This is a genomic window from Peptoniphilus grossensis, from assembly GCF_001940285.1.
In the GTDB taxonomy this organism is placed as follows: Bacteria; Bacillota; Clostridia; order Tissierellales; family Peptoniphilaceae; genus Peptoniphilus_A; species Peptoniphilus_A faecalis.
In genome coordinates this window covers 1,084,810-1,106,147 of sequence record NZ_MJIH01000001.1, presented here as the reverse complement: position 1 = coordinate 1,106,147, position 21,338 = coordinate 1,084,810, and the positions used below count along the sequence as shown (strand labels likewise).

20 protein-coding genes and 1 pseudogene are annotated in these 21,338 nt (G+C 33.4%); 13 read left to right on the top strand and 8 right to left on the bottom strand.

What is annotated here, in order from left to right:
- Nucleotides 1-5 precede the first annotated feature (5 nt).
- The 6 genes from BIV18_RS05395 to BIV18_RS05370 all read right to left on the bottom strand — a co-directional run bounded on the left by BIV18_RS05395 (nucleotide 6) and on the right by BIV18_RS05370 (nucleotide 6,923).
- Entirely contained in the window at nucleotides 6-881 is an 876-nt protein-coding gene (locus BIV18_RS05395; RefSeq protein WP_075659637.1) for an undecaprenyl-diphosphate phosphatase, read from the bottom strand.
- 87 nt (nucleotides 882-968) lie between these two features.
- A complete protein-coding gene (dnaB, locus tag BIV18_RS05390; protein WP_178385774.1) occupies nucleotides 969-2,324 on the bottom strand; it encodes a replicative DNA helicase in 1,356 nt (451 codons plus the stop codon).
- A gap of 5 nt (nucleotides 2,325-2,329) precedes the next feature.
- Nucleotides 2,330-2,779 carry a 50S ribosomal protein L9 gene (gene rplI / locus BIV18_RS05385; protein ID WP_075659635.1) on the bottom strand — a complete coding sequence of 150 codons (450 nt, stop codon included), beginning with the start codon at nucleotides 2,777-2,779 and terminating at the stop codon, nucleotides 2,330-2,332.
- Between the two features lies 1 nt (nucleotide 2,780).
- Entirely contained in the window at nucleotides 2,781-4,778 is a 1,998-nt protein-coding gene (locus tag BIV18_RS05380) for a DHH family phosphoesterase (RefSeq protein ID WP_075659634.1), read from the bottom strand.
- An 11-nt stretch (nucleotides 4,779-4,789) separates the two neighbouring features.
- Nucleotides 4,790-5,731 carry a DUF2232 domain-containing protein gene (locus BIV18_RS05375; RefSeq protein ID WP_075659633.1) on the bottom strand — a complete coding sequence of 314 codons (942 nt, stop codon included), beginning with the start codon at nucleotides 5,729-5,731 and terminating at the stop codon, nucleotides 4,790-4,792.
- A 349-nt stretch (nucleotides 5,732-6,080) separates the two neighbouring features.
- Nucleotides 6,081-6,923 carry a DegV family protein gene (locus tag BIV18_RS05370; protein WP_075659632.1) on the bottom strand — a complete coding sequence of 281 codons (843 nt, stop codon included), beginning with the start codon at nucleotides 6,921-6,923 and terminating at the stop codon, nucleotides 6,081-6,083.
- A 235-nt stretch (nucleotides 6,924-7,158) separates the two neighbouring features.
- Here BIV18_RS05370 and BIV18_RS05365 point away from each other — a divergent pair, with 235 nt between their 5' ends.
- Nucleotides 7,159-7,842 carry a radical SAM protein gene (locus tag BIV18_RS05365; RefSeq protein ID WP_075659631.1) on the top strand — a complete coding sequence of 228 codons (684 nt, stop codon included), beginning with the start codon at nucleotides 7,159-7,161 and terminating at the stop codon, nucleotides 7,840-7,842.
- A gap of 128 nt (nucleotides 7,843-7,970) precedes the next feature.
- On the opposite strand, the pseudogene BIV18_RS05360 reads toward BIV18_RS05365, so the two are convergent.
- A pseudogene (locus BIV18_RS05360) lies at nucleotides 7,971-9,539 on the bottom strand (AbgT family transporter); the annotation flags it as partial.
- A 277-nt stretch (nucleotides 9,540-9,816) separates the two neighbouring features.
- On the opposite strand from BIV18_RS05360, the gene sdaAB reads away from it, so the two are divergent.
- The 11 genes from sdaAB to BIV18_RS05310 all read left to right on the top strand — a co-directional run bounded on the left by sdaAB (nucleotide 9,817) and on the right by BIV18_RS05310 (nucleotide 18,717).
- Nucleotides 9,817-10,485 (top strand): L-serine ammonia-lyase, iron-sulfur-dependent subunit beta, encoded by a 669-nt coding sequence (gene sdaAB / locus BIV18_RS05355; RefSeq protein WP_075659630.1) that lies wholly within the window; start codon nucleotides 9,817-9,819, stop codon nucleotides 10,483-10,485.
- Nucleotides 10,486-11,367, top strand: coding sequence for an L-serine ammonia-lyase, iron-sulfur-dependent, subunit alpha (gene sdaAA / locus BIV18_RS05350; protein ID WP_075659629.1), 882 nt, complete (start codon nucleotides 10,486-10,488; stop codon nucleotides 11,365-11,367). It abuts the gene before it with no gap.
- Nucleotide 11,368: 1 nt separating this feature from the next.
- Entirely contained in the window at nucleotides 11,369-12,610 is a 1,242-nt protein-coding gene (locus BIV18_RS05345; RefSeq protein WP_075659628.1) for a dicarboxylate/amino acid:cation symporter, read from the top strand.
- 129 nt (nucleotides 12,611-12,739) lie between these two features.
- Nucleotides 12,740-13,474: an elongation factor P 5-aminopentanone reductase gene (gene ymfI / locus BIV18_RS05340; RefSeq protein ID WP_075659627.1), complete on the top strand. Its 735-nt coding sequence runs from the start codon at nucleotides 12,740-12,742 to the stop codon at nucleotides 13,472-13,474.
- An 18-nt stretch (nucleotides 13,475-13,492) separates the two neighbouring features.
- Entirely contained in the window at nucleotides 13,493-14,389 is an 897-nt protein-coding gene (locus BIV18_RS05335; protein WP_075659626.1) for a diacylglycerol/lipid kinase family protein, read from the top strand.
- Entirely contained in the window at nucleotides 14,382-15,212 is an 831-nt protein-coding gene (locus BIV18_RS05330) for a bifunctional 5,10-methylenetetrahydrofolate dehydrogenase/5,10-methenyltetrahydrofolate cyclohydrolase (protein WP_075659625.1), read from the top strand. The genes BIV18_RS05335 and BIV18_RS05330 overlap by 8 nt, the downstream gene beginning before the upstream one ends.
- Before the next feature lie 69 nt (nucleotides 15,213-15,281).
- Nucleotides 15,282-16,181, top strand: a complete 900-nt coding sequence (locus BIV18_RS05325) for an arginine deiminase-related protein (protein WP_075659624.1) — start codon at nucleotides 15,282-15,284, stop codon at nucleotides 16,179-16,181.
- 4 nt (nucleotides 16,182-16,185) lie between these two features.
- The gene (locus BIV18_RS10640) at nucleotides 16,186-16,362 is read left to right on the top strand and encodes a hypothetical protein (protein WP_178385773.1); all 177 of its coding nucleotides are present in this window, start codon (nucleotides 16,186-16,188) and stop codon (nucleotides 16,360-16,362) included.
- 114 nt (nucleotides 16,363-16,476) lie between these two features.
- Complete coding sequence (locus tag BIV18_RS05320; protein ID WP_075659623.1) at nucleotides 16,477-17,106, top strand: redox-sensing transcriptional repressor Rex; 630 nt, start codon at nucleotides 16,477-16,479, stop codon at nucleotides 17,104-17,106.
- A gap of 47 nt (nucleotides 17,107-17,153) precedes the next feature.
- Entirely contained in the window at nucleotides 17,154-18,029 is an 876-nt protein-coding gene (locus BIV18_RS05315; protein WP_075659622.1) for a DNA-3-methyladenine glycosylase family protein, read from the top strand.
- A gap of 4 nt (nucleotides 18,030-18,033) precedes the next feature.
- Nucleotides 18,034-18,717: a DUF554 domain-containing protein gene (locus BIV18_RS05310; RefSeq protein ID WP_075659621.1), complete on the top strand. Its 684-nt coding sequence runs from the start codon at nucleotides 18,034-18,036 to the stop codon at nucleotides 18,715-18,717.
- A gap of 52 nt (nucleotides 18,718-18,769) precedes the next feature.
- Here the strand turns inward: BIV18_RS05310 and BIV18_RS05305 are convergent, their stop codons facing one another.
- Nucleotides 18,770-19,924 (bottom strand): aminotransferase class I/II-fold pyridoxal phosphate-dependent enzyme, encoded by a 1,155-nt coding sequence (locus tag BIV18_RS05305; protein WP_075659620.1) that lies wholly within the window; start codon nucleotides 19,922-19,924, stop codon nucleotides 18,770-18,772.
- 145 nt (nucleotides 19,925-20,069) lie between these two features.
- On the opposite strand from BIV18_RS05305, the gene murA reads away from it, so the two are divergent.
- Complete coding sequence (gene murA / locus BIV18_RS05300) at nucleotides 20,070-21,317, top strand: UDP-N-acetylglucosamine 1-carboxyvinyltransferase (RefSeq protein WP_075659619.1); 1,248 nt, start codon at nucleotides 20,070-20,072, stop codon at nucleotides 21,315-21,317.
- The last annotated feature ends 21 nt before the right edge of the window (nucleotides 21,318-21,338 follow it).

Genomic DNA, 21,338 nt, shown 5'->3' with positions numbered 1-21,338 from the left:
TCAAATTATATAATGTTAAAAAAGCCAAGGCATAAAACTACTATTCCAAGGACTATTCTATAATAGCCAAAGGGAATAAAGTCGTGTTCACGAACATAGCCAAGGAATTTTTTAATTACTACAAGGGCAACTATATAAGAAATAAGTCCGCCAAGGATTATCAAAAACCATTGCCAAAGGGTGAAGGAAAATCCGATTTTTAAAATTTTAAGGGCAGTTGCTCCAAGCATAGTTGGCACTGCAAGGTAGAAGGAAAATTTTGCGGAGCTTGTCCTTGAACAACCCAGTAGCATTGCGCCAATAATTGTTGCGGCAGAACGAGATGTGCCGGGAACCATGGCAAGGCATTGGAAAAAGCCAATTAGTAATGCGGTTTTAAGCCCAATGTCATTTAAACTTTTGTATTTAAATTCTTTGTTTTTATTATTTTTTTCCATAAAAATAATTATAAATCCATAGACAATAAGTGCAATTGCAACTGTAATTGGATTAAAAAGATGTGCGTCGATAAAATCGTCTAATAAAAACCCAAAAAAAGCTGCGGGCAAAAATCCAATGATTATTTTTGCAATTAGTCGCATTGTTTCAAGATCTCTATACTTAAATTTTTCCTTGAAGGATAAGCTTTCATATCTTTCTTCACCAATTACTGGTACAAGTTTTCCCCTTGCAATTGGATTTATATCGTAGAAGTAGAGATATACTACTGCTAATATTGCACCCAGTTGTATAATTACGCTAAAGGCATTGGAAAAGGACTTTGGCTCAAGTTTTATAAAGCTATCTGCGATTATAAGATGACCTGTTGATGAAACAGGTAAAAATTCTGTCAGCCCTTCGATGAGTCCAAGGACTATTACTTTTATTATGTCTGAAATCATATTTACCTCCATTTTTTGACAAAGCTATTATAACATTTGATTGAGAAAAGATAAATAAGGCCCTCGTCAATGACAAGAGCCTTATTATTAATTTCTTTGTAAATTTAAAAATTTTGTAAATTCCTTTTTAAACATCAACTCAACAGTTCCTGTAGGACCGTTTCTATGTTTTGCAATGATTACTTCGCCAATATTTGGCTTTTCAGATTCTTCCTTTGTGTAGTATTCATCTCTATACAAAAACATTACTATGTCTGCATCTTGTTCAATGGCACCAGATTCACGAAGGTCAGACAAAATTGGTCTGTGATCTGTTCTTAGTTCAGGTGCACGAGAAAGTTGTGATAGGGCAATAACGGGAACTTCAAGTTCCTTTGCAATTGCCTTTAAGTTTCTCGATATTGCAGAAATTTCTTGTTGCCTTGATTCAGCTCTAGAATTCATCTGCATAAGTTGCAAGTAGTCGATTACTATTAAGTCAAGTCCCTTTTCTATTTTCATTCTTCTACACTTTGCCTTTAGTTCCAGAGGAGAGATGCCGGCAGTGTCGTCAATTTCCATTTTTAGATTGGATATAATTGGCATTGTGTTAATTATTTTTGTCCACTCTTCTTCATTTAAGTTTCCGCTAATAACTTTTTGAAGGTCTACATGGGCATTTGAAGAAATAATCCTTTGGAAAAGTTGGTTCTTGCTCATTTCAAGGGAAAAAATGGCAACTGATGCACCGCCTCTTAATGCTGCATTAGTTGCGATATTTACCATAAGGGCAGTTTTACCCATGGAAGGTCTCGCCGCAAGTAATATTAAATCAGACTTTTGAAGTCCAGAAATTTTTCTATCAAGGTCTATAAAACCAGTTGTAAGTCCAGTGAGGGCATTTGGATTTTGTGCCTTCATTTCCAAATCAGCAAAGGAATCTAGGGCAATATTTTTAATATTTACTAGACCATTTTTTGTTGAGTCTTGAGTTATTTCAAAGACAGATTTTTCTGCAAGTTCGATAATAAGGTCTGCCCTTGCATCAGATGAATAAGCGGCAGAAATAATTTTATCGGAGGCATTTATTAGTTCTCTCAAAACGCCCTTTTCCTTAATAATTTCACAGTAGGATCTAATATTTGAAACAGCTGTTACATTTGAAGACAAGTCGGCGAGATATGTTATACCTCCAACTTCTTCTAGGGATTCAGTTTTTTTCAATTCTTCTGCAATAGTTATTACATCTGCAGGTTCATTTCTGTTGTAGATATTTAAAATTGCGTCATAAATTTTTCTATGGGCATCTTGATAAAAATCCTCTGTTTTTAAAATTTCAATAGATGCAGTGATTGCTTCTTTTGAAAGCATCATAGAACCTAGCGCCGATTCCTCTGCTTCAAGATTGTGAGGAGGCATTTTTAAATTTTCAACAGAATTTAAGTTTTCTCCATTTACATCCATATCAATCAAGATTCCGGTCTAACATTTACCTTTAAAGTTGCAATTACATCGGGATATAATTTTATGTCGATGTTTTTCATTCCAGCTTCTTTAATATTTTCGGACAAGTCGATTTTTTTCTTGTCCACTTCAATTTTATATTCGCTCTTTAAATTTTTTGCAATGTCGCCAGAAGTTATTGCACCAAAAAGTCTTCCACCTTCTCCAGCTTTTGCCTTAATAGTAAGGGTTAATTGTTCGAGTTTTTTCTTAATTTCATTGGCCTTTGCTCGATTTTCCTTTTCTAATTTTTCTTCTTCGATTTTATTTTTCTTCCAAATTTCTAAGTTTTCGGGAGTAGCTTCAATAGCAATTCCTCTTGGGATTAAAAAGTTTCTAGCATAGCCAGTTTTTGCGTTAACTATGCTTCCCTTTGGTCCTAAATTTTTGTCGTCTTTTAATAAAATTATTTTCATGTTATTCCTCGCTTCTATTTTCTTCTAAATATTCTTCTATGGCTTCTATTAAAATCTTTTCTGCTTTGTCTAAATCTTGTGTATCAATTTGTGCACCAGCCATATTTAAGTGGCCGCCGCCGCCTATTTTTTCAAGAATTAATTGAACTGAAACTACTTCTCCACGGGATCTGCCTGAAATATGAGTTTTGCCATTATTAATTGTAAGAACAAAGGATGCGTCAATGCCATTTATGTCGAGAAGGGCATCGGCAGCCTGTGCTGCAACTAATACAGAATTTTTTGCTTCCTTTTCAAATCTCGATACGGCAATATTGTCGTGAATGATTTTTGTGTTGTGAATTACATCTGCTCTGTAAAGCATAGTATCTAAATCATCTTGGAAAAGTGCCTTTACTTTTAACATATTTGCACCAGCTCTTTTTAAAACTGAGGCAGCTTCAAAGGTTCTTACGCCTGTTTGGAAAGAGAAGTTTTTTGTGTCTACAACTATACCACTCATGAGAGCATCTGCCTCAAAATGAGTTAAATTTAAATCCTCTGACATATAAGTGAGCATTTCAGTTATGAGCTCGCAAGTTGAGGAGGCATAGGGTTCTACATAGGACAAGACGGGATTTTCTACAAATTCCTTGCCTCTCCTATGGTGATCTATTACTACTATTTGGCTAGTTTCCTTCAAGAGGTCTGGATATTCAGTAAAGGATGGCTTGTGATTGTCCACTAAAATTATTAGAGAGGAGTGCTTAATGGTGTTCATTGCCGTTTCTCTTGATATGACTTTTTTGTAAAGTTCTGGCTCCTCTTCCTTCATCCTGTCGATTAAATTGTCGATGGATGGATTGGATTTTTCAAGGACTATATAACCTTCTTTATTTCTATTTAAAGTTGCACGCAGGCAACCAATAGCCGCACCAATTGCGTCCATATCAGGGTTTTGATGTCCCATAATGTAGACATTTTCAGATCTGTCGATTAATTGTTTTAAAGCTTCGCCAATAACTCTTGCCTTAACTTTATTTCTCTTTTCAACAGCTTTTGACTTTCCGCCAAAGAAGGCATAATTGTCGTCGACTTTTACAACGGCTTGGTCGCCGCCACGACCTAGTGCAAGGTCAAGAGATGAGTCAGCTTCCATATAGGCCTCTTTAAAGTTAAGCCCAAAGGAAGAAACTCCAATGGATAAAGTAATGGGAATTGAGTTGCCCTTATTTAAATCTCTTAAATCATCGAGTATGTCAAATCTCTTTTCTTTAAGGGAATTTAAAGATTTATAATTCATGACAACTAAATATAAGTCTTCGTCAGCCTTTTTAACCAAAGCATCGTATTCTTCAAAATATTGAGAGATAGTTGAGTCAATGTCTGCAATTAAAAGAGGTCTAATCTCTGAGGGAGCACTGCTTATTGCTTCTGAGAAATTGTCTACTTCTACTTTTGCAATAATGGGATATTCCTCTGTGTATTTGTCCTTTAAATTTTTGTAGGCAGTGTTGTCTACAAAATAAAGTAGCACAGATTTGCTGTCAGCGGATTTAGATTTATTTTCACAAATATTTGTGTAGACATTAAAAAATCTTTTGTTAATCTCAATGGGAAGTGTATTTGCACCACTTCTATTTATTATATTTGAGATGTCAATATCCTTAACTAAATTTTCAAGGTCGCCATCGATTAAAGTCTTTTCCTTAAATAAATTTATAAAGGGAGTGTTGTACCACAAGATTTTTGCCTTTTCATCAGTAATTACAAGGGGAAAGGGCATGTCAAAAATTGCTTCTTTAGTTAAAGAATCAAATTGTTCATTTAAGTTTTCAATGTGTTTGATAGTCTCGACATTCTTATTATTGATCTTGTTATAAGTTATATAAAAAATATAAGCAAAACCCAAAATTGAAATAAAACCAATTAATGGATTTAGGATTATTAAAATAATAACTAGGGCAATTCCAAAGACAAGATAGGGGAGAAAATCGCTAATTTTATAATTATTTTTCATATTATTCTCACTTAATTAATTTTTCTAAAGTTAACAATTTGGTCAATTGCACCAATTATCATCACAAATATTTGGAGTGAAGAAATAGTAAGGCATAGACCAATTAATAGATATTGTAAAAAACTTTTAAAACCAAACTTCGTCATAAAAAATTTAACTACACTTATACCTGCTATAAAGAGCATGAAGTAAACTAAGTTCATTAAATTTAATGTAAAAATCTGAGCGCTTGATCCAAAATATTCGCCAGCCAAAGAAAGTATTGCAACTGTGGCAATTGATAGCATGAGAATTTCTTTTGGAAATTTTAAAAATTCAAGAGAGGAAGGTTGCAATATAAATTTTCCCCTTGAAAGCAATGTTCTTCCAGCCGTTGTGTAAGTTATATAGGAAATAACTAAGGATATAATAATTAAAACAGAGGGAAGAATTTGCAAAAATCTCTTGTAATAAATTTCAGCACTTTGAGCAAAATTAGACAAATCAACTTGAGAAAGTCCCGCTTCCTTTGCGACATTTGTATAGAAACCTGTAATCGTGTTAATAGTTTCCCTTGAATTTAGCACATCGCTATTTATGCCAAAGGCAAAAAATAGAACCATAATCGATGTAAAAAATATAAGAGATGTCGCCGTAATAGTCATGGAAACAGATCTATTGGTGCTAATCATATAGTGAAAAATCAAGATGAAAGGTCCAAAGATTGTAAAAATAATTATTGCATATATGGGTCCCAATAGGACAGCTATTAAGAGGACAACTGCAATTAAAGTCGCCATCACTTTCATAATTCCTTCTTTTACAGATTCAACTACATACATAGAAGGAAATAAAATATAAAAAAAGGGAAAAATCATTCCAATCATGGAAATAATTATAGACCTTGTAAAAAGTCTAAAGAGTCCCTTAAAATCAGTTTCTTTTTCCAATAAATCAACTCCTAGTATTTTCATTTTACCACAGAATTACAATTTGATAAAGGAATCTAGTCTTGGGGAAATAAAAATTTACTTGGATATTTAGACAATTAAAAAAGCTAGAAATATCTAGCTTAATTAGTAAATGTACATAGTCATTATCTTTATAGAAATAAAGCCATTGCAGATTCGCCATGGCTACTCTCCTATCAAATCTTTAATATTTTTATATAATTATTTATCTTCAAGTCATCGCAATAAAAGTTAATCCCATCTACAATTATTTTCTTCAATATTATTTAACTCATAAAAATTTTTACAATAATAAATAACTTAAAATGAAAAAATATTAAATGAAAACTCTATGTAGAAAGTATTAAAAGGATTAATTGCTAAAATAGGCTAAAAAGAGTGCGCCAGGACCTGTGTGAGTTCCTACTACACTTCCAATTTGGATAAATTCTGGGGAATGTATTTTGCATTCCCAGAGATTTTTTGTTTCTCTTAAATACTTTTCAATTTTGCTACTATCTCTGCCAGTGTATCCAAGTTTAATAGGCATGGAAAAGTCAATTGATCCCCTTTTTTCGATTTCACGAATAAATAAATTATTGGCATTTTTTATTCCCTTTGCCTTGCCGGCAGTTGCAATGGCTCCATCTTCCATTGAGAGGAGAACTTTTACAGAGAAGAGACCTCCTACAAAGGCAGATGTTTTTGAAATTCTTCCGCCCCTTTCAAGGTATTCCAAAGTGTCAACTAAGACCATAAGCCTTAATTTCTTTTTTACTTCTTCTAGAATTTCTGAAATTTCTCTTGCAGACTTTCCTTCTTTGACAAGTTTCATTGCAAAATCCACAAGGGCACCTTCTGCATTGGAAACATTGAGAGAATCCACAATAAAAATTTTATCATTAAGACCCTTGGCAGCTATTTTTGCACTTTGATAAGTGCCAGATAATTTTGAAGAAATAACTATTACTACTGCTTCATCACCGTTATCAATGACTTTTTTGTAGGCCTCCATAAAGGCCATGGGTGTGGGTTGACTTGTCTTAGGAAATTCTTTTTTCCTTTCAAGCCTTTCATAAAATTCATCCTTTGTAATATCAATTGAATCTAAAAAGTCTTCTTCTCCAAAGGTTACATGGAGGGGAACGACGATTAAGTCCTTCTTAATATCTTCTTCAACATCGCAAGTTGATCCTACAATTATTTTTACTGACATATACTTCCTCACAATTATATTAAAAAAATTTTTTACTTATTACTTATACTATAATCATATTAAAACTTTTATTTTTTAAGAAAATATGATCCTTTAATTAATTTTTACACATACTTAACATCTTTTGCAAACTTTAGTATAAAGAAAAGTCCATTAGGTGTCAACCTAGATATAGGACATATATAATATGTTAAAATAATATTGTAAAAAGACTTTGTTATAGGGAGATGATTTTATCAATAGATATTCAAAAATTATAAATAAGATTAAAAGAGAAATCGTGCTTTTAAAGGCAAGACCATGCAAATGGGGAAGATGTACCTTTTGCGATTATATAGAAGACAATGATAGAGATGATAAAAGAATTGACGAGGTAAATTTTGAGGTTTTAAAAAACGTAAGTGGTGAATTTGGCGTATTAGAAGTAATTGACTCTGCATCAGTTTTTGAACTAACAGAAAATACTTTAAGGGAAATAAAAAAAGTTGTAGAAGAAAAAAATATTAAGAGATTATTTTTTGAATCACACTGGATTTATAGAAATAGGCTTGATGAAATCAGAAGTTTTTTTAAGGTGCCAATTACATTTAAAATTGGTGTAGAAACTTTTGACAATGACTTTAGAGAAGGGGTTTTAAAAAAGGGAGCAAATTTTAAAGATTATAGGGAAGTACAAAAATACTTCGACTCTCCCTGTGTCATGGTGGGAATAAAGGGTCAGACAAAGGAAATGATAGATAAGGACATGGAAATCATAAAAAACTTTTCCCATGCAACTGTGAATATTTTTATGAATAATTCAACTGAAATAAAAAGAGATGAAGAGCTTGTAAAATGGTTCGTGGAAAAATATAGATATCTTGAGGATGATCCTCATGTAGATATTTTATTTGAAATAACTGATTTTGGTGTGGGTTGATTAAAATTAAAGGGCTTAAAGATAGAAATATATTAGAAATAATTAGGCATTATTATAGAATATAGTGCAAACACAATAAAAATTCCCGATGGAAAATCCATCGGGATAATTTTTAAGTATATTTTATTTTAGATAAATAACATCGATACCATGTCTTGTACATGAAGCGGTGCTTCTGGACCAACAGGAAGTCCCAATAGATACCATACAATCATTAGTGCTGTCCAACCTACTAGGAAACATATTGAATATGGAAGCATCATTGATGTGAGAGTTCCAAGCCCAGAGTCTTCATCGTATTTTTGCATGAATACAACTATCATTGCAAAGTAAGACATAAGAGGTGTAATTATATTTGTTGAAGAGTCGCCAATTCTATAGGCAACTTGTGTAAGGGCAGGTGATAGTCCAAGTTCGTACATCATTGGAACAAAAATTGGAGCCATAATTGCCCATTTTGCTGAAGCTGATCCCATAAATAAATTTAGAAAAGCTGAAAGCAAGATAAACATAATTAGAAGTGGAAGTCCCTTTAATTTAATTGATTCTAAGAAGTCCGCTCCGTTTTTTGCAAGGATTAGACCTAAGTTTGTCTTGTTAAAATAAGATACAAATTGTGCTGCAAAGAAGGCGAGAACAAGATATCCGCCCATGCCCTTCATTGCCTTTGTCATTGCATCGACAAGATCATGTGAAGTTTTTATTGTTCCTACAGTTTTTCCATAGGCAATCCCAGGAATCATAAATAATAGTAGCATCCCTGGAATAAGTCCATTACCTAAGAAATATTTAAGGGTCATTGCATTTTTGCCTTCTTCGAAAGCTCTAAAAGGTGCATTTGCTGGGAACATTAAAAATGCCATAACTATTACGAATACTATAAAGGATATAAGAGCATTTCTAAGTCCCTTTCTTTCTAGGTCTGTAAGAGGCGTTGAATCTGCCTTGTAAGATCCCTTATATTCTCCTAAGTTCTTTTCGACAATTTTATTAGTTACAAGAGTACCTATAATTGTAATTAAGAAAGTAGATACAAATAGGAAGTACCAGTTACAAGTAGCTGCAAGTGTTAGATCAATTCCTCCTGCCTTTAGGGCCTCGTTAGTAATATTTGTAAGTAGTGGGTCTGTTGTGCCAAGCAATAAGTTTGCAGAGAAACCACCGCTTACACCTGCAAAAGCTGCGGCAATACCGGCAAGGGGATGGCGACCAGCATTTACAAAGATAAGAGCTCCTAGTGGAACTACTACTAAGTATCCAGCATCAGATGCAATATTTGACATTACTCCGGCAAATACTACTGTTGCAGTTAAAAGCGTAGGATTTACATTTGATAGAAGTCTTTTAAGTGTAGCATCAAAAAGACCGCTATTTTCAGCAACGCCAACACCAAGCATAGCCACAAGAACTGTTCCCAAGGGAGCGAATCCTGTAAAGTTTTCTGTTGCAGAGTTAAAGATATAAGCAAGCCCTTCCCAATTAAGTAGAGAAATGGCTTCTTTAGTTACTTCTTCCTTAGCTTTTGCGTCGAAATATGTAACACTCATGCCTGATTTAGCTGCAAAATAAGATACTATGATTACGATTGCACTGAGTATAGCAAAAATCATTGCGGGGTGCGGTAATTTATTGCCAATTCTTTCTACACCCTTTAAAAAACCACCGACATCGTTTTGGTCTCTAACTTTTTTCTTTTTTCAACCATTTATATATATTCCTCCTTATTAATGAAAATGATATCTTCAAATTAATGTTATAGTATTTATAAAATACTTGCAAGAAATATTTCACGATATTGTTATTTTTGGCAGCACTGTAATAGGATAAACTGCATTATTAATTATGAGAATTAAAGAATATATTCATAATATGCTATATTTAAGCAAATTTGTTGATTTGCGGAAGGAGGAAGAATAAAATTATTTCACAATAGTATCCCTTTATGATAAAATATATTAGCGAGGAGGTAAGCTAATGAAAGAATATAGTTCCTTTGAGATACTTGGACCTATAATGGTTGGTCCATCTTCGTCTCACACTGCAGGCGCTTGCAAGATAGCGAGAGTTGCGGCAAAAATCTGCCCTAAAAATTATGAAAACGTGGAATTTTATTTACACGGCTCCTTTTCATATACATATAAGGGACATGGTACTGATAGAGCTCTTTTAGGTGGAATAATGGGTTTTAAAACTTATGATAGTTCTATTAGAGATGCTTATGAAATAGCAAAGGAGAGAGGTGTAAAATACTCTTTTATCCCGACAAATTTAGGAGAAGAATATCATCCAAATACTGTTAAAATAAAATTCAATTACAAAGATGGAAGTAGTGAATATGTAATCGGTTCCTCAATTGGCGGAGGCAATATGGTCATAGTTGACATAAATGGAATAAAAGTTGAGTTTGACGGAAAATTCCCAACATTTTTATTTCAATACAATGAGCAAAAGGGCGTTATAGCTGAAGTTTCAACGGCATTAGCCGATGATAATTATAATATTGAATCTATTAACACGACTAAGGACGAACTGACAAATATTGTTACCCTAACTGTTGAGTTAGATGAAAATGCTAACGAAAATCTAAAAAATAAATTGTTAAATAATTCCAGATATTTAACATCAAAATATGTGGAGGTTTAAATGTTAAATACTGCTAAGGAAATTATAGAAGTTTGTAAAAGTGAAGATCTTCACTTTTATGATTTAGTATTAGAGTCTGAGACAAAGACTCTTAAAATATCTGAAGAGGAAATGAAGGATAAGCTAAAAGAAATTTTAGAAGTTATGAAATCTTCCTCTCATGAAACTTTAGATAAAGTTTATGATACAGAATATAAAATGATAGACGGTTTTGCAAAAAAAATGAACAACTATCAAAAAGAAAAAGATCCTTTAACTAGTAAATTTCTAGCGAGGACTATGGCTATGGCCTTTTCCACATCAGAGACTAATGCAAATATGGGAATTATTGCGGCAGCGCCAACTGCTGGAAGTTCTGGTATTATGCCAGCAGCCTTAATGGCGGCAAGAGAAAAGTATGGTCTTGATGATGATATTTTAATAAATGGACTCTTGACATCAATAGGAATAGGGCAAATCATTGGTAAATATGCTACATTCGCTGGTGCTGAAGGTGGATGCCAAGCTGAATGTGGTTCTGCCAGTGCAATGGCAGCAGCTGCACTAGTAGAAATGCTTGGCGGAAGTGTCGAAGAAGCACTAAATGCAGCCAGCATTACACTTGTTAATGTAATGGGGCTCGCCTGCGATCCAATTGCAGGACTAGTAGAGTATCCATGCACTTTTAGAAATGCCTCAGGTGTTATAAATTCTTTTATATCAGCTGATATGGCCCTTGCGGGTATAAAATCAATTGTACCTTTTGACGAAGTCTGTCAGGCAATGGGCGAAGTAGGGCATCTATTGCATGAATCAATTAGGGAGACTGGTCTTGGCGGATTAGCAGGTACAAAAACTGGACAATGTATTAGGTCCAAGTTTTTGAATATTAAGGAGGATTAAAATGACAGAAAAAAAGAAAAAAATAGGTCTAATACCTAGACTTATAATAGCTATTGCACTAGGTATTCTTGTTGGTCAATTTTTGCCAGCATGGGTAACTAAAGTAGCAATCACAATCTCTGGATTATTTGGAGCATTTTTAAATTTCATTATTCCATTGATGATCATCGCCTTTGTATCTAAGGGTATTGCAGATCTATCAGAAGGTGCTGGCAAACTTTTAGGAGTAACAGTTGGACTTTCTTATGCATCAACACTTATTGCAGGTTCACTATCTTATACAATGGCAAGGACTATATTCCCAAGCTTTATTAAGCCAGAACTTGCAGAACAAGTTCAAAAAGCAACAGCAAATGAAATTGCACCATTCTTTGAAATTCCGCTAGGAGCTTTCATCGATGTAACTGCAGCACTTGTACTTGCGTTTATGTTAGGACTTACAGTTTCAGCATTAAGAGCAAAGGGCAGTGGAGAAACTTTCTACAAAGGAATTAACGAATTCAACGAAATCATAAATTTAGTATTAGCAAAATTTGTAATTCCTCTACTTCCATTCTTTATTTTTGGTAACTTCTGTAACTTATCATATTCAGGTTCAGTATTTGCAATTCTTGGAATATTCTGGAAAATATTCCTATGTATTATTATTTTGCACTTACTATACATGGTTATTCTATTTACAGCAGCAGGAGGATACACTGGAAGGAACCCTGTAAAATGTTTAAGAGCCGCAGTTCCAGCTTATTTAACAGCAGTAGGAACTCAATCTTCAGCAGCTACTATCCCTGTTAATGTTGCTTGTAATAGAAAAATGGGCGTAACAAGACAAATTAGAGAATTTTGTATTCCATTATGTGCAACTGTTCACTTAGCTGGATCTATGATTACTTTAACAGCTTGTGTATTTACATTACTTTCAATGTTTAACATGGATCACTCTTTCACACTACTTATTAAATTTATAGGAATTCTAGGGGTTGCGATGGTAGCAGCACCAGGAGCACCAGGAGGAGCAGTAATGAGTGCCCTTCCATTCTTGCCAGTAGTTGGAATTGATTCATCAGGAACACTTGCTACAATATTAATTTCACTATATCTAACTCAAGACTCTTTCGGTACAGCAGCCAATGTAACTGGCGATAATGCTATTTCTATGGCAGTTGAAAAAATCTATTACAAACACATTGTAAAAAGACCTATTCCAAAAGAAGACTTTGAGGATGAAGCGAGAATAGAATTATAATTAAAAAGCATATTTACCTAAAAAGCTATGTCTAAGGGCGTAGCTTTTTTTGCGTAAAGATTTTATAAAATAATATCTATTTAAATAGTAATAAGAGATCGGTATAATTAAATTAAAGGTTGGTGTGAGATGAAAACTGTACTTATAACAGGATCCTCAAGGGGAATAGGGCGAGATATTGCAAAGAGACTTGCAAAAGAAGATTACAGAATAATAATTAATTACAATAAATCAGAAAAAGAAGCAAAAGAATTAGAGAAAGAAATTAGAGAAAGGGGTAGAGATGCCCTTGCAATAAAGGCAGATGTTACAAAATTTGTCGAAGTGGAAGATATGTTTAATGAAGTTTCAAAAAGATTTAAGGGAGTGGACATATTGATAAACAATGCTGGGATTTCTAGTTATGCCCTTTTCCAAGACATAGATGAAAAAACTTGGGACGAGATATTTGATGTAAATGTAAAGGGAGTTTACAATTCTATTCACGCAGCTCTACCCTATATGTTAGAAAGACATTCTGGAAAAATTTTAAATATGTCTTCTATTTGGGGCATAGTTGGAGGAGCTATGGAAAGTCATTATTCGGCGACTAAGGGTGCAATAAATGCACTTACTAAGGCTTTGGCACAAGAATTGGGATACTCAGGCATAACAGTGAATGCTATTGCTCCAGGAGCTGTTGACACGCCAATGACAAATAAAATCGGAGAAGAAAATTTATGTATTCTATCAGAAGATATACCTATGGGTAGACTTGCAACCACAGAAGAAATTGCTGAGTTAGTAGCATTTATGATTTCAGACAAAAATTCTTATATGACGGGGCAGATAATTTCACCAAATGGTGGAATGATTGTATATTAATTAATGATTAGGAGAAATATGAAAATTTTGTTTATTTATAATCCAAATTCAGGCGATAAAAGTGGAAAAGAATTTATTGGAAAAATTAATGAAGAACTTAAAAAGTATTTTGATGAAATAATTTTAAGAGAAACAAAGGAAGCTGGCGACGGCACAAGTTTTGTTGAAGAAGTGAAAAATGTCGACGCTATTGGAGTATATGGTGGCGATGGAACAGTAAATGAAGTTTTAATGGGGATGAATAAAATTTCCTCAAAAGCAAAACTTTTAATTTTGCCTGGAGGTACGGGAAATTTATTAGCAAAAAAATTAGAAATTCCAGAAGATAAAGAAAGTGCATTATTGTCCTTTGATTTTATAAGGACGAAAAAAATAGATTTAGGCAAGGCAAATGATAAAGTTTTTAGCTTATTTGCATCTATCGGTGCAGTTCCAGAAGCCATTCACGAAGTATCTTCAGAAGAAAAATCAAAATTTGGAGGGATGGCATATATAAAAAAATCCATAGAAAAATTAACCTCATCTGAAAAATACAATTTAGAAGTAAAATCAGATAGCGGTGAGTATAGTGGGTCAGTAGATCACTTAATAGTTGCTCTTTCAAATAAAATTGGGAAATTAGAATTTACAAATATAGATAAGGAAAGAGATAGTGGAAATGCCGATTTATTTATTTTAACAAGTGATTCTATAAAAGACAGACTTGAGGTTTTAAAGGATTCAATTGCTGGAGAAGTTGAAGAAGGAGATAGTGTTGTCCATTATACTTTAAAGGAAGCAAAAATTTCATCATTGGGTACAGAAGAAGTTATAATGGATATAGATGGCAATAGAGGGCCTAGCTTGCCAGTTGATATAAAAATTTTAAAGGAAGCTGTGGAGGTTTATATTCCAAAAGGAGGGGGAAATGACTAAAATTTTATATGCCAAGGACTATGTTGATAAAAAAATGGGTAGGTTAATTGAAAAAGTGAAGAAACTAAAATCCAAGCCTATTCTTTCTACTATAAGAGTGGGCGACGATTATGGTAGTATTGCCTATGAAAAGGGAATAAAGAAGACTGCGGACAAACTCGGTGTTGATGTTGATTCTAATGAGTTTAAAGAAGATGTAAGGGAAGATGAAGTAATTGAAAGAATAAAAAAGTTAAATGACGATGAAAAAGTTGGCGGAATAATTATTTTTAGGCCTCTTCCTGAAAATTTTGACGAGGAAAAAATTTCTCTTGCCATTGACCCAAAAAAAGATGTGGATTGTATGCACCCAATAAACAGAGCTAGAGTTTTTAGTGGTGATGTGAGTGGATTTACTCCCCTTGCACCAAAGGCAGCCTATGAACTTTTAAAGTTTTATGGCTATGAATTAAGGGGCAAGGATACAGTTATTATAAATCACTCAAATGTTGTTGGGAAACCTCTTATGATGTATCTTTTAAGGGATCTTGCTACAGTTACAATATGTCATGTGGGTACAGTGGATCTTAAAAAACACACAAGATCAGCAGAGATAATTTTTACTGCAATGGGTCGTGCTGAAACTTTAGATGCAAGTTATTTTAATGAGGATGCAATTGTAATTGACATTGGAACGTCAAAAAATAGTGAGGGAAAATATAGGGGAGATCTTGACGAAAAATCTGTCAAGGGAAAAATCAAGGCTTATTCTCCTGTGCCCGGTGGTATTGGGAGTATAACTAATCTTCTTTTAATTGAAAATGTAATAAATTTTTATGAATAAATTTTTGACTCTCTATTATGGAGAGTTTTTTATTTTTAAATTTGTTATAATGGAGAAAAGGAGAAAATAATGGTAACAAATAGAGTAATTTTAGTTAGACCCCATGCCTTTACTTTTAATAAAGAGACGGCAAAGGATAATATTTACCAAATTAGTCCAAAGGAAACTTCTGAAAATGAAATAAAAAATTTTGCGTTAAGGGAATTTGATGATGCTGTTAGCATTCTTCGCAAAAATAAAATTCATGTGGACGTAATTGAGGATTTTGATGAGAGTACTCCTGATTCAATTTTTCCTAATAATGTTTTTGTAACTTTTCCGGGAAAGGTTTTTGTTTCAGAGATGTATGCAGAAAATAGAAATAAGGAATATAATAAGATTTTGCCTCAGCTTAAAAAAATTATTGATTACAATAGGTCTGAAGTAATTGATTTTAGAAACGAAGAGGGAAGAGTTTTAGAGGGGACTGGTGCCGTTGTAATAGATAGATGGAATAGTATTTGCTATGGAAGTCTTTCAAAGCGTTGTGACAAGGGCGAATTTTTGAAATTTGCAAAGAGATTTAATTTAAAGCCAGTTTATTTTAGATCTATGGATAAGGGTGTAGATATTTACCACACAAATGTACTAATGATGGTGGGAGAAAAGTTTGCAATAATTGCAGATAATTTGATTAGTGAAAATAGAGATGAGGTTTTAAAATCTCTAAGGGATTCTGGCAAGGAAATAATTTCTCTTACTGAAGACGAATTTAATAATTACGTAGGAAATTCAATTGAATTAAAGGGCGAGGGCAAAAATATCCTCGTGATTTCAAAATCTGGATATAATGCTTTGACTGATAAACACAAAAATACAATTGAAAAATATGACTTTATTCTTCCAATTGATGTAGAAACCATTTCAAAATATGGCGGCGGTTCTATTAGATGTATGATTGCAGAAAATTTTTTTGAATTGGAGAATTAATGAAGTGGATATATTAAAAATGCTTGGATTTGTATTTGTGGCACTTGGGTTGGCTTTAGAATTACCAAAAATTTTAAGAGATTATAGAGAAGATAGAAATTTGGAGAACTTCTTAGAATTATTTGGGAAAATTTTTATGATTCTAGCTGCAATAATCTTGGCAATAGGAGTTTTTGTTTGAATATGTTAGAATTTTTTCAGCTAAATCACAATAATGACTTGTAATTAATATATTTGCTTTAATTTACAAAAAGTAGAAAGATTGTTATAATATAAACGATTAGGGGGTGTTGATTTGCCGAAGAATGCAAGGGGTATTTCTGAAACGGTTATAAGGAGAATGCCAGTTTATCACAGGTATTTAAAAGAGTTAATAGACAGTGGAATCGAAAGAGTTTCTTCTAAAGAACTGAGTAATATTACTGGATTTAGCGCTTCTCAAATTAGACAGGACTTAAATAATTTTGGTGGATTTGGTCAACAAGGCTATGGCTACAACACAAAGGCGCTAAAGGAACAAGTGGATAAAATTCTTGGAATAGATAAAACTTACAATAGCATTGTCATTGGGGCAGGTAGACTTGGACAAGCAATTGCAAGGTACAAGGGCTTTAGGGATTCTGGTTTTAATGTTATTTCTTTCTTTGATATTAAGGAAGATATCGAAGATATAAGTGGCATCAAAGTAAGAAATATGAAGTATCTGGAAAAATACATAAGAGATGAGAAAGTTGAGGTTGCAATAATAACTGTGCCAAAGGAATCTTGTGAGGATGTGGCAAAAAGAGTTATTGATGCGGGAGTAAAGGGAATCTGGAACTTTGCACCCTATGACTTAAAAGCGCCTTCTGGCGTAGTAGTTGAAAACATTAGGCTTAACGATTCACTTTTAACGCTTTCTTATTTTATGAAAGAAATTAGCTGACCTATTATTTATTAATAGGTTCTTTATTTATAGGAGTTTAAATTTTAATGAAGATTAATTTTGATGGAAATTTTTGCATTATTAGTGAATTAGAGGAATTTGACCCAAGGGATATTTTTACTTGTGGTCAAGCCTTTAGATGGTATGAAGAGGATGACGGTTCTTTTACTTTTATAACTCATGGCAGAGTTGCCAATGCAAAAAAAGTTGGCGATGAGATTTTATTAAGGGGTGTTGATAGAACTTCTTTTGATGAAATTTTTTACGATTATTTTGACCTTGACCGAGACTACAAGAGAGTAATAGAAGAACTTTCTAAGGACGATGTCATGAAAAGCGCAACAGAATACGGTAAAGGTATAAGAATTTTAAATCAGGAGAAGTTTGAGACGATTATTTCCTTTATAATTTCTGCCAACAATCAAATACCAAGGATAAAAAAATCCATCGAAAAAATTTCTGAAATGTATGGAGAGTTTTTAGGAGAAGATGAAAATAGAAAATATTTTTCCTTTCCAAGTGCGGAAAAACTTTCTAAGGCAAAGCCAGAGGATCTTCGTGAATTTGCAAGAGTTGGATTTCGTGACAAGAGAATTGTGGATACAGCAAATTTAATAAATAATGGAATTATAAATATTGATGAAATTGAAAAAATGAATTTAGAAGATGCAAGGTCTGCTCTTCAAGTTTTGCCAGGAGTTGGACCAAAGGTTGCCGACTGTATTCTTCTTTTTGCCTTTGATAGAAAGGAGTCTTTTCCCGTAGATGTTTGGATAAAAAGAGTAATGGAAGAATTATATCTAAAAGAAGTGACGCCAAAATCAAAAATTGCAGTGCGTGGACGTGAAGTATTTGGCAAAAATGCAGGCTTTGCCAATCAATATTTATTTTATTATGGCAGGGAAAATAAATTAGGGAGGTAGCAATATGTTGGGTGTTTTTGTAAATGCAATAAGTGTTTTAGTCCTTGGACTTTTTGGATCCTTTGTCGGAGATAAATTTCCAAAAAATATTCAGGAATCCATAATGAAATTTTTGCCAGTTTGTGTACTCATTATTGGAGTGAGATCCTCTTTGGAAGGAGAAATTATTGTAGTGATAATTTCCATAGTTCTCGGAGTTGCAATTGGCGAACTATTAAAAATAGATGACAAACTAAACAATTTCACCGACTTTATAAAAAGTAAGTTTATAAATTCTGAGGATACAAGATTTTCTGAAGGTTTTATAACTACAAGTTTAATATTTTGTGTTGGTTCAATGGGAATACTTGGATGTATTGATGCAGGAGTAAAGGGCGACAATGACATTCTATTTGCCAAGGCAGTTATGGATGGATTGACGGCGTTTTTCTTTGCCACAACCTTTGGAAAGGGAGTATCTTTTTCTGCGATACCAGTTTTCATATATCAAGCTATATTAGTATTTCTGTCGGGATTTTTGCTTCCTGTATTTACGCAAGAAGTAGCAGCAAACTTATCGGGGACAGGTGGCGTGATGATTATTGCCATTTGCTTATATATGTTAAAACTTGTGGACTTTAAGCTTGCAAACTCTACTCCAGCAATTTTTATTCCAGTTATTTATGGCTTAATCTTAAAGTTTATATAAAAAAAGACTGAGTTTTTGATATGCAATATATCATTTTGCTCAGTCTTTTATTTTATTTTTTAAAAATATCTAGTTTTTCTATTCTATCAAAGGCTTCGTTTATTTTATCTTTATTGACAGTTACTGCAATTCTTATAAATCCTTCGCCAGCTGGTCCAAAGGCCGATCCATTGATTAAATTCACATGTGCCTTTTCTAAAATTTCCCTTACAACTTCATCTGTAGTCATGTCTGGCACAGTAATTTTTGGAAAGATATAAAAAGTTCCCTTTGGTCTTAGGACTTCTACGTGATTTAATTTTTTTAATCTTTCGTAAGCTAGATACATTCTCTCTTTATATTCCTCATAAAGAGGCGGACAAATTATCTTTCGATTGGCTATACCCATTGCACCTGCATACTGGCAAAGGGTTGGAACTGCATAAACTGTGTTTTCGTGGACATAAGTCATTGCATTTATGAGATCCTTATGTGCTACTATGGCGCCAAGTCTCCATCCAGTCATTACATAATCCTTTGACATGGAAGAAATGGAAATTACATTTTTAAATTCAGGGTCGTAAGAAATCATTGGCTTGAATTTGCTTTCGTAGGAATAGATTGTGTATATATCATCGCAAATTACAATTAAATTATATTTTTTTGCCATTTCATAAACTTCTTTTAATGTTTCGTCACTATATACTGAACCCGTTGGATTGTTTGGCGTATTAATTATTATTGCCTTAGTTTTTTCATTTATTAACTTTTCAATTTCTCTTGGCTCGATGTTAAATTCCTTTTCAAATTTTGTTTCGTAGATAACTGGCACACCCTCTGCCATTTTTATTTGGTCTGGGTAGACGCTAAAATAGGGCGAAGGTACAATTACTTCTTCTCCAGGATTAAGGATTACCTCTAAAATTATGTACATGGCTTCAGTGCCAGACATGGTTATTAAAATTTCTGATGGGTCGCATTTTACATCAAAGTCTTCTTTGTAGGCTTTTGAAATTTCTTCTCTTAGACCAAGGTAGCCCTGAGGATTTTCATAGTGAGTGTGCCCTGCGATTTGTGAATCGTAGGCTTCTTTTATAATCATCTCATGGGTCATTAAATCTGGGTCGCCCACACCAAAATTTATAAGGTCAGGGTATTTGCTCGAATAGTCAACTGAATAAATTGACTCCTTAATGTCCTTGTATTTTTCTTGTATAAATTCCTTCATAAAAGCCTCCTTCATTAACTAATTAATAACTTATTTTAACAAATAATATTTTTTATTAAAAGTGATAATTTTAATTTCTTAAATATTTTATGGCTCTATGATATAATTAAATTGATATAAATAAAAGAATATAGGAGGAATCCTTTTGGATAAAATTTTAGTAAGACCAAAGGGCCCACTAAAGGGCAATGTAAGAATATCGGGTGCGAAAAATGCTGCTCTACCAATACTTGCAGCTACAATACTTGGAACGGAAGAAATAGTATTGGAAGATGTACCTGAACTTAAGGATGTTGAGATAATAACAGAAGTTTTGAGAAAATTAGGTCTCAAAATAAATAAAGATGGAAATAGATTAATTATTGATCCAAGTGGACTTAATTCTTATAAAACAGATTATGAACTTATGAGTAAGATGAGGGCATCATTTTTGGTAATGGGACCACTTCTTGCAAAATTAAACAAAGCTTATAATTCTCTTCCCGGAGGATGTAATATTGGTTCAAGACCAATAGATTTGCACCTAAAGGGCTTTAGAGCCTTAGGCGCAAATATTGAAATGACTCATGGAGAAATAAAAGCTGAGTGCGATAAATTAGTTGGCACGAAAATTTATTTGGACTTCCCATCAGTTGGTGCAACTGAAAATATTATGACTGCTGCAGTTTTAGCTGAGGGCGAAACTGTGATGGAAAACTGTGCTATGGAACCTGAAATTGTAGACCTTGCAAATTTTTTAAATAAAATGGGGGCAAGGGTAATGGGAGCAGGCACTTCAACTATTAGAATTAGGGGAGTGGAAAAACTAGGAGGCTGCACTCATCAAGTAATACCAGATAGAATTGAAGCAGGAACATTTATGGTTGCGGCTGCAATCACTGGTGGAGATATAACAATTGAAAACATTATTGTTTCTCATTTAAAGCCAGTTATTGCAAAATTAGCGGAAACTGGTGCGAAAATTATTGAAAATGACGATAAGATCAGGGTAATTGGAACTGAAGAAATAAAACCAATTGAGATAAAAACTCTTCCTCATCCAGGATTTCCAACTGATTTACAAGCACAATTCATGGCATTACTAACTCAAGCGGAAGGACAATCAGCCATTATTGAAACAGTTTTTGAAAATAGATTTATGCACGCCGAAGAACTTAAAAAAATGGGCGCAAAAATCAAAGTAGTAGATAGAGAAGCCATACTATTGGGTAAGAGTAAATTATATGGATCCAAGGTTGCTGCAACAGATTTAAGAGCAGGAGCTGCACTTATTCTTGCGGGATTAGTTTCTGAAGGTGAAACAGAAATTTCTGAAATTCACCACATTGACAGAGGTTACGAAAAAATCGAAGAAAAATTTAGACATCTTGGAGCTAATATAAGAAGAGTATAATAAAATATAGAGAGGAAGATG

What these genes read in the sequence shown, in the direction of transcription:
- BIV18_RS05395 (WP_075659637.1), bottom strand. Translation starts at nt 881, where the DNA reads ATGATTTCAGACATAATAAAAGTAATAGTCCTTGGACTCATCGAAGGG.
- dnaB (WP_178385774.1), bottom strand. Translation starts at nt 2,324, where the DNA reads ATGGATGTAAATGGAGAAAACTTAAATTCTGTTGAAAATTTAAAAATG.
- rplI (WP_075659635.1), bottom strand. Translation starts at nt 2,779, where the DNA reads ATGAAAATAATTTTATTAAAAGACGACAAAAATTTAGGACCAAAGGGA.
- BIV18_RS05380 (WP_075659634.1), bottom strand. Translation starts at nt 4,778, where the DNA reads ATGAAAAATAATTATAAAATTAGCGATTTTCTCCCCTATCTTGTCTTT.
- BIV18_RS05375 (WP_075659633.1), bottom strand. Translation starts at nt 5,731, where the DNA reads ATGAAAATACTAGGAGTTGATTTATTGGAAAAAGAAACTGATTTTAAG.
- BIV18_RS05370 (WP_075659632.1), bottom strand. Translation starts at nt 6,923, where the DNA reads ATGTCAGTAAAAATAATTGTAGGATCAACTTGCGATGTTGAAGAAGAT.
- sdaAB (WP_075659630.1), top strand. Translation starts at nt 9,817, where the DNA reads ATGAAAGAATATAGTTCCTTTGAGATACTTGGACCTATAATGGTTGGT.
- sdaAA (WP_075659629.1), top strand. Translation starts at nt 10,486, where the DNA reads ATGTTAAATACTGCTAAGGAAATTATAGAAGTTTGTAAAAGTGAAGAT.
- BIV18_RS05345 (WP_075659628.1), top strand. Translation starts at nt 11,369, where the DNA reads ATGACAGAAAAAAAGAAAAAAATAGGTCTAATACCTAGACTTATAATA.
- ymfI (WP_075659627.1), top strand. Translation starts at nt 12,740, where the DNA reads ATGAAAACTGTACTTATAACAGGATCCTCAAGGGGAATAGGGCGAGAT.
- BIV18_RS05335 (WP_075659626.1), top strand. Translation starts at nt 13,493, where the DNA reads ATGAAAATTTTGTTTATTTATAATCCAAATTCAGGCGATAAAAGTGGA.
- BIV18_RS05330 (WP_075659625.1), top strand. Translation starts at nt 14,382, where the DNA reads ATGACTAAAATTTTATATGCCAAGGACTATGTTGATAAAAAAATGGGT.
- BIV18_RS05325 (WP_075659624.1), top strand. Translation starts at nt 15,282, where the DNA reads ATGGTAACAAATAGAGTAATTTTAGTTAGACCCCATGCCTTTACTTTT.
- BIV18_RS05315 (WP_075659622.1), top strand. Translation starts at nt 17,154, where the DNA reads ATGAAGATTAATTTTGATGGAAATTTTTGCATTATTAGTGAATTAGAG.
- BIV18_RS05310 (WP_075659621.1), top strand. Translation starts at nt 18,034, where the DNA reads ATGTTGGGTGTTTTTGTAAATGCAATAAGTGTTTTAGTCCTTGGACTT.
- BIV18_RS05305 (WP_075659620.1), bottom strand. Translation starts at nt 19,924, where the DNA reads ATGAAGGAATTTATACAAGAAAAATACAAGGACATTAAGGAGTCAATT.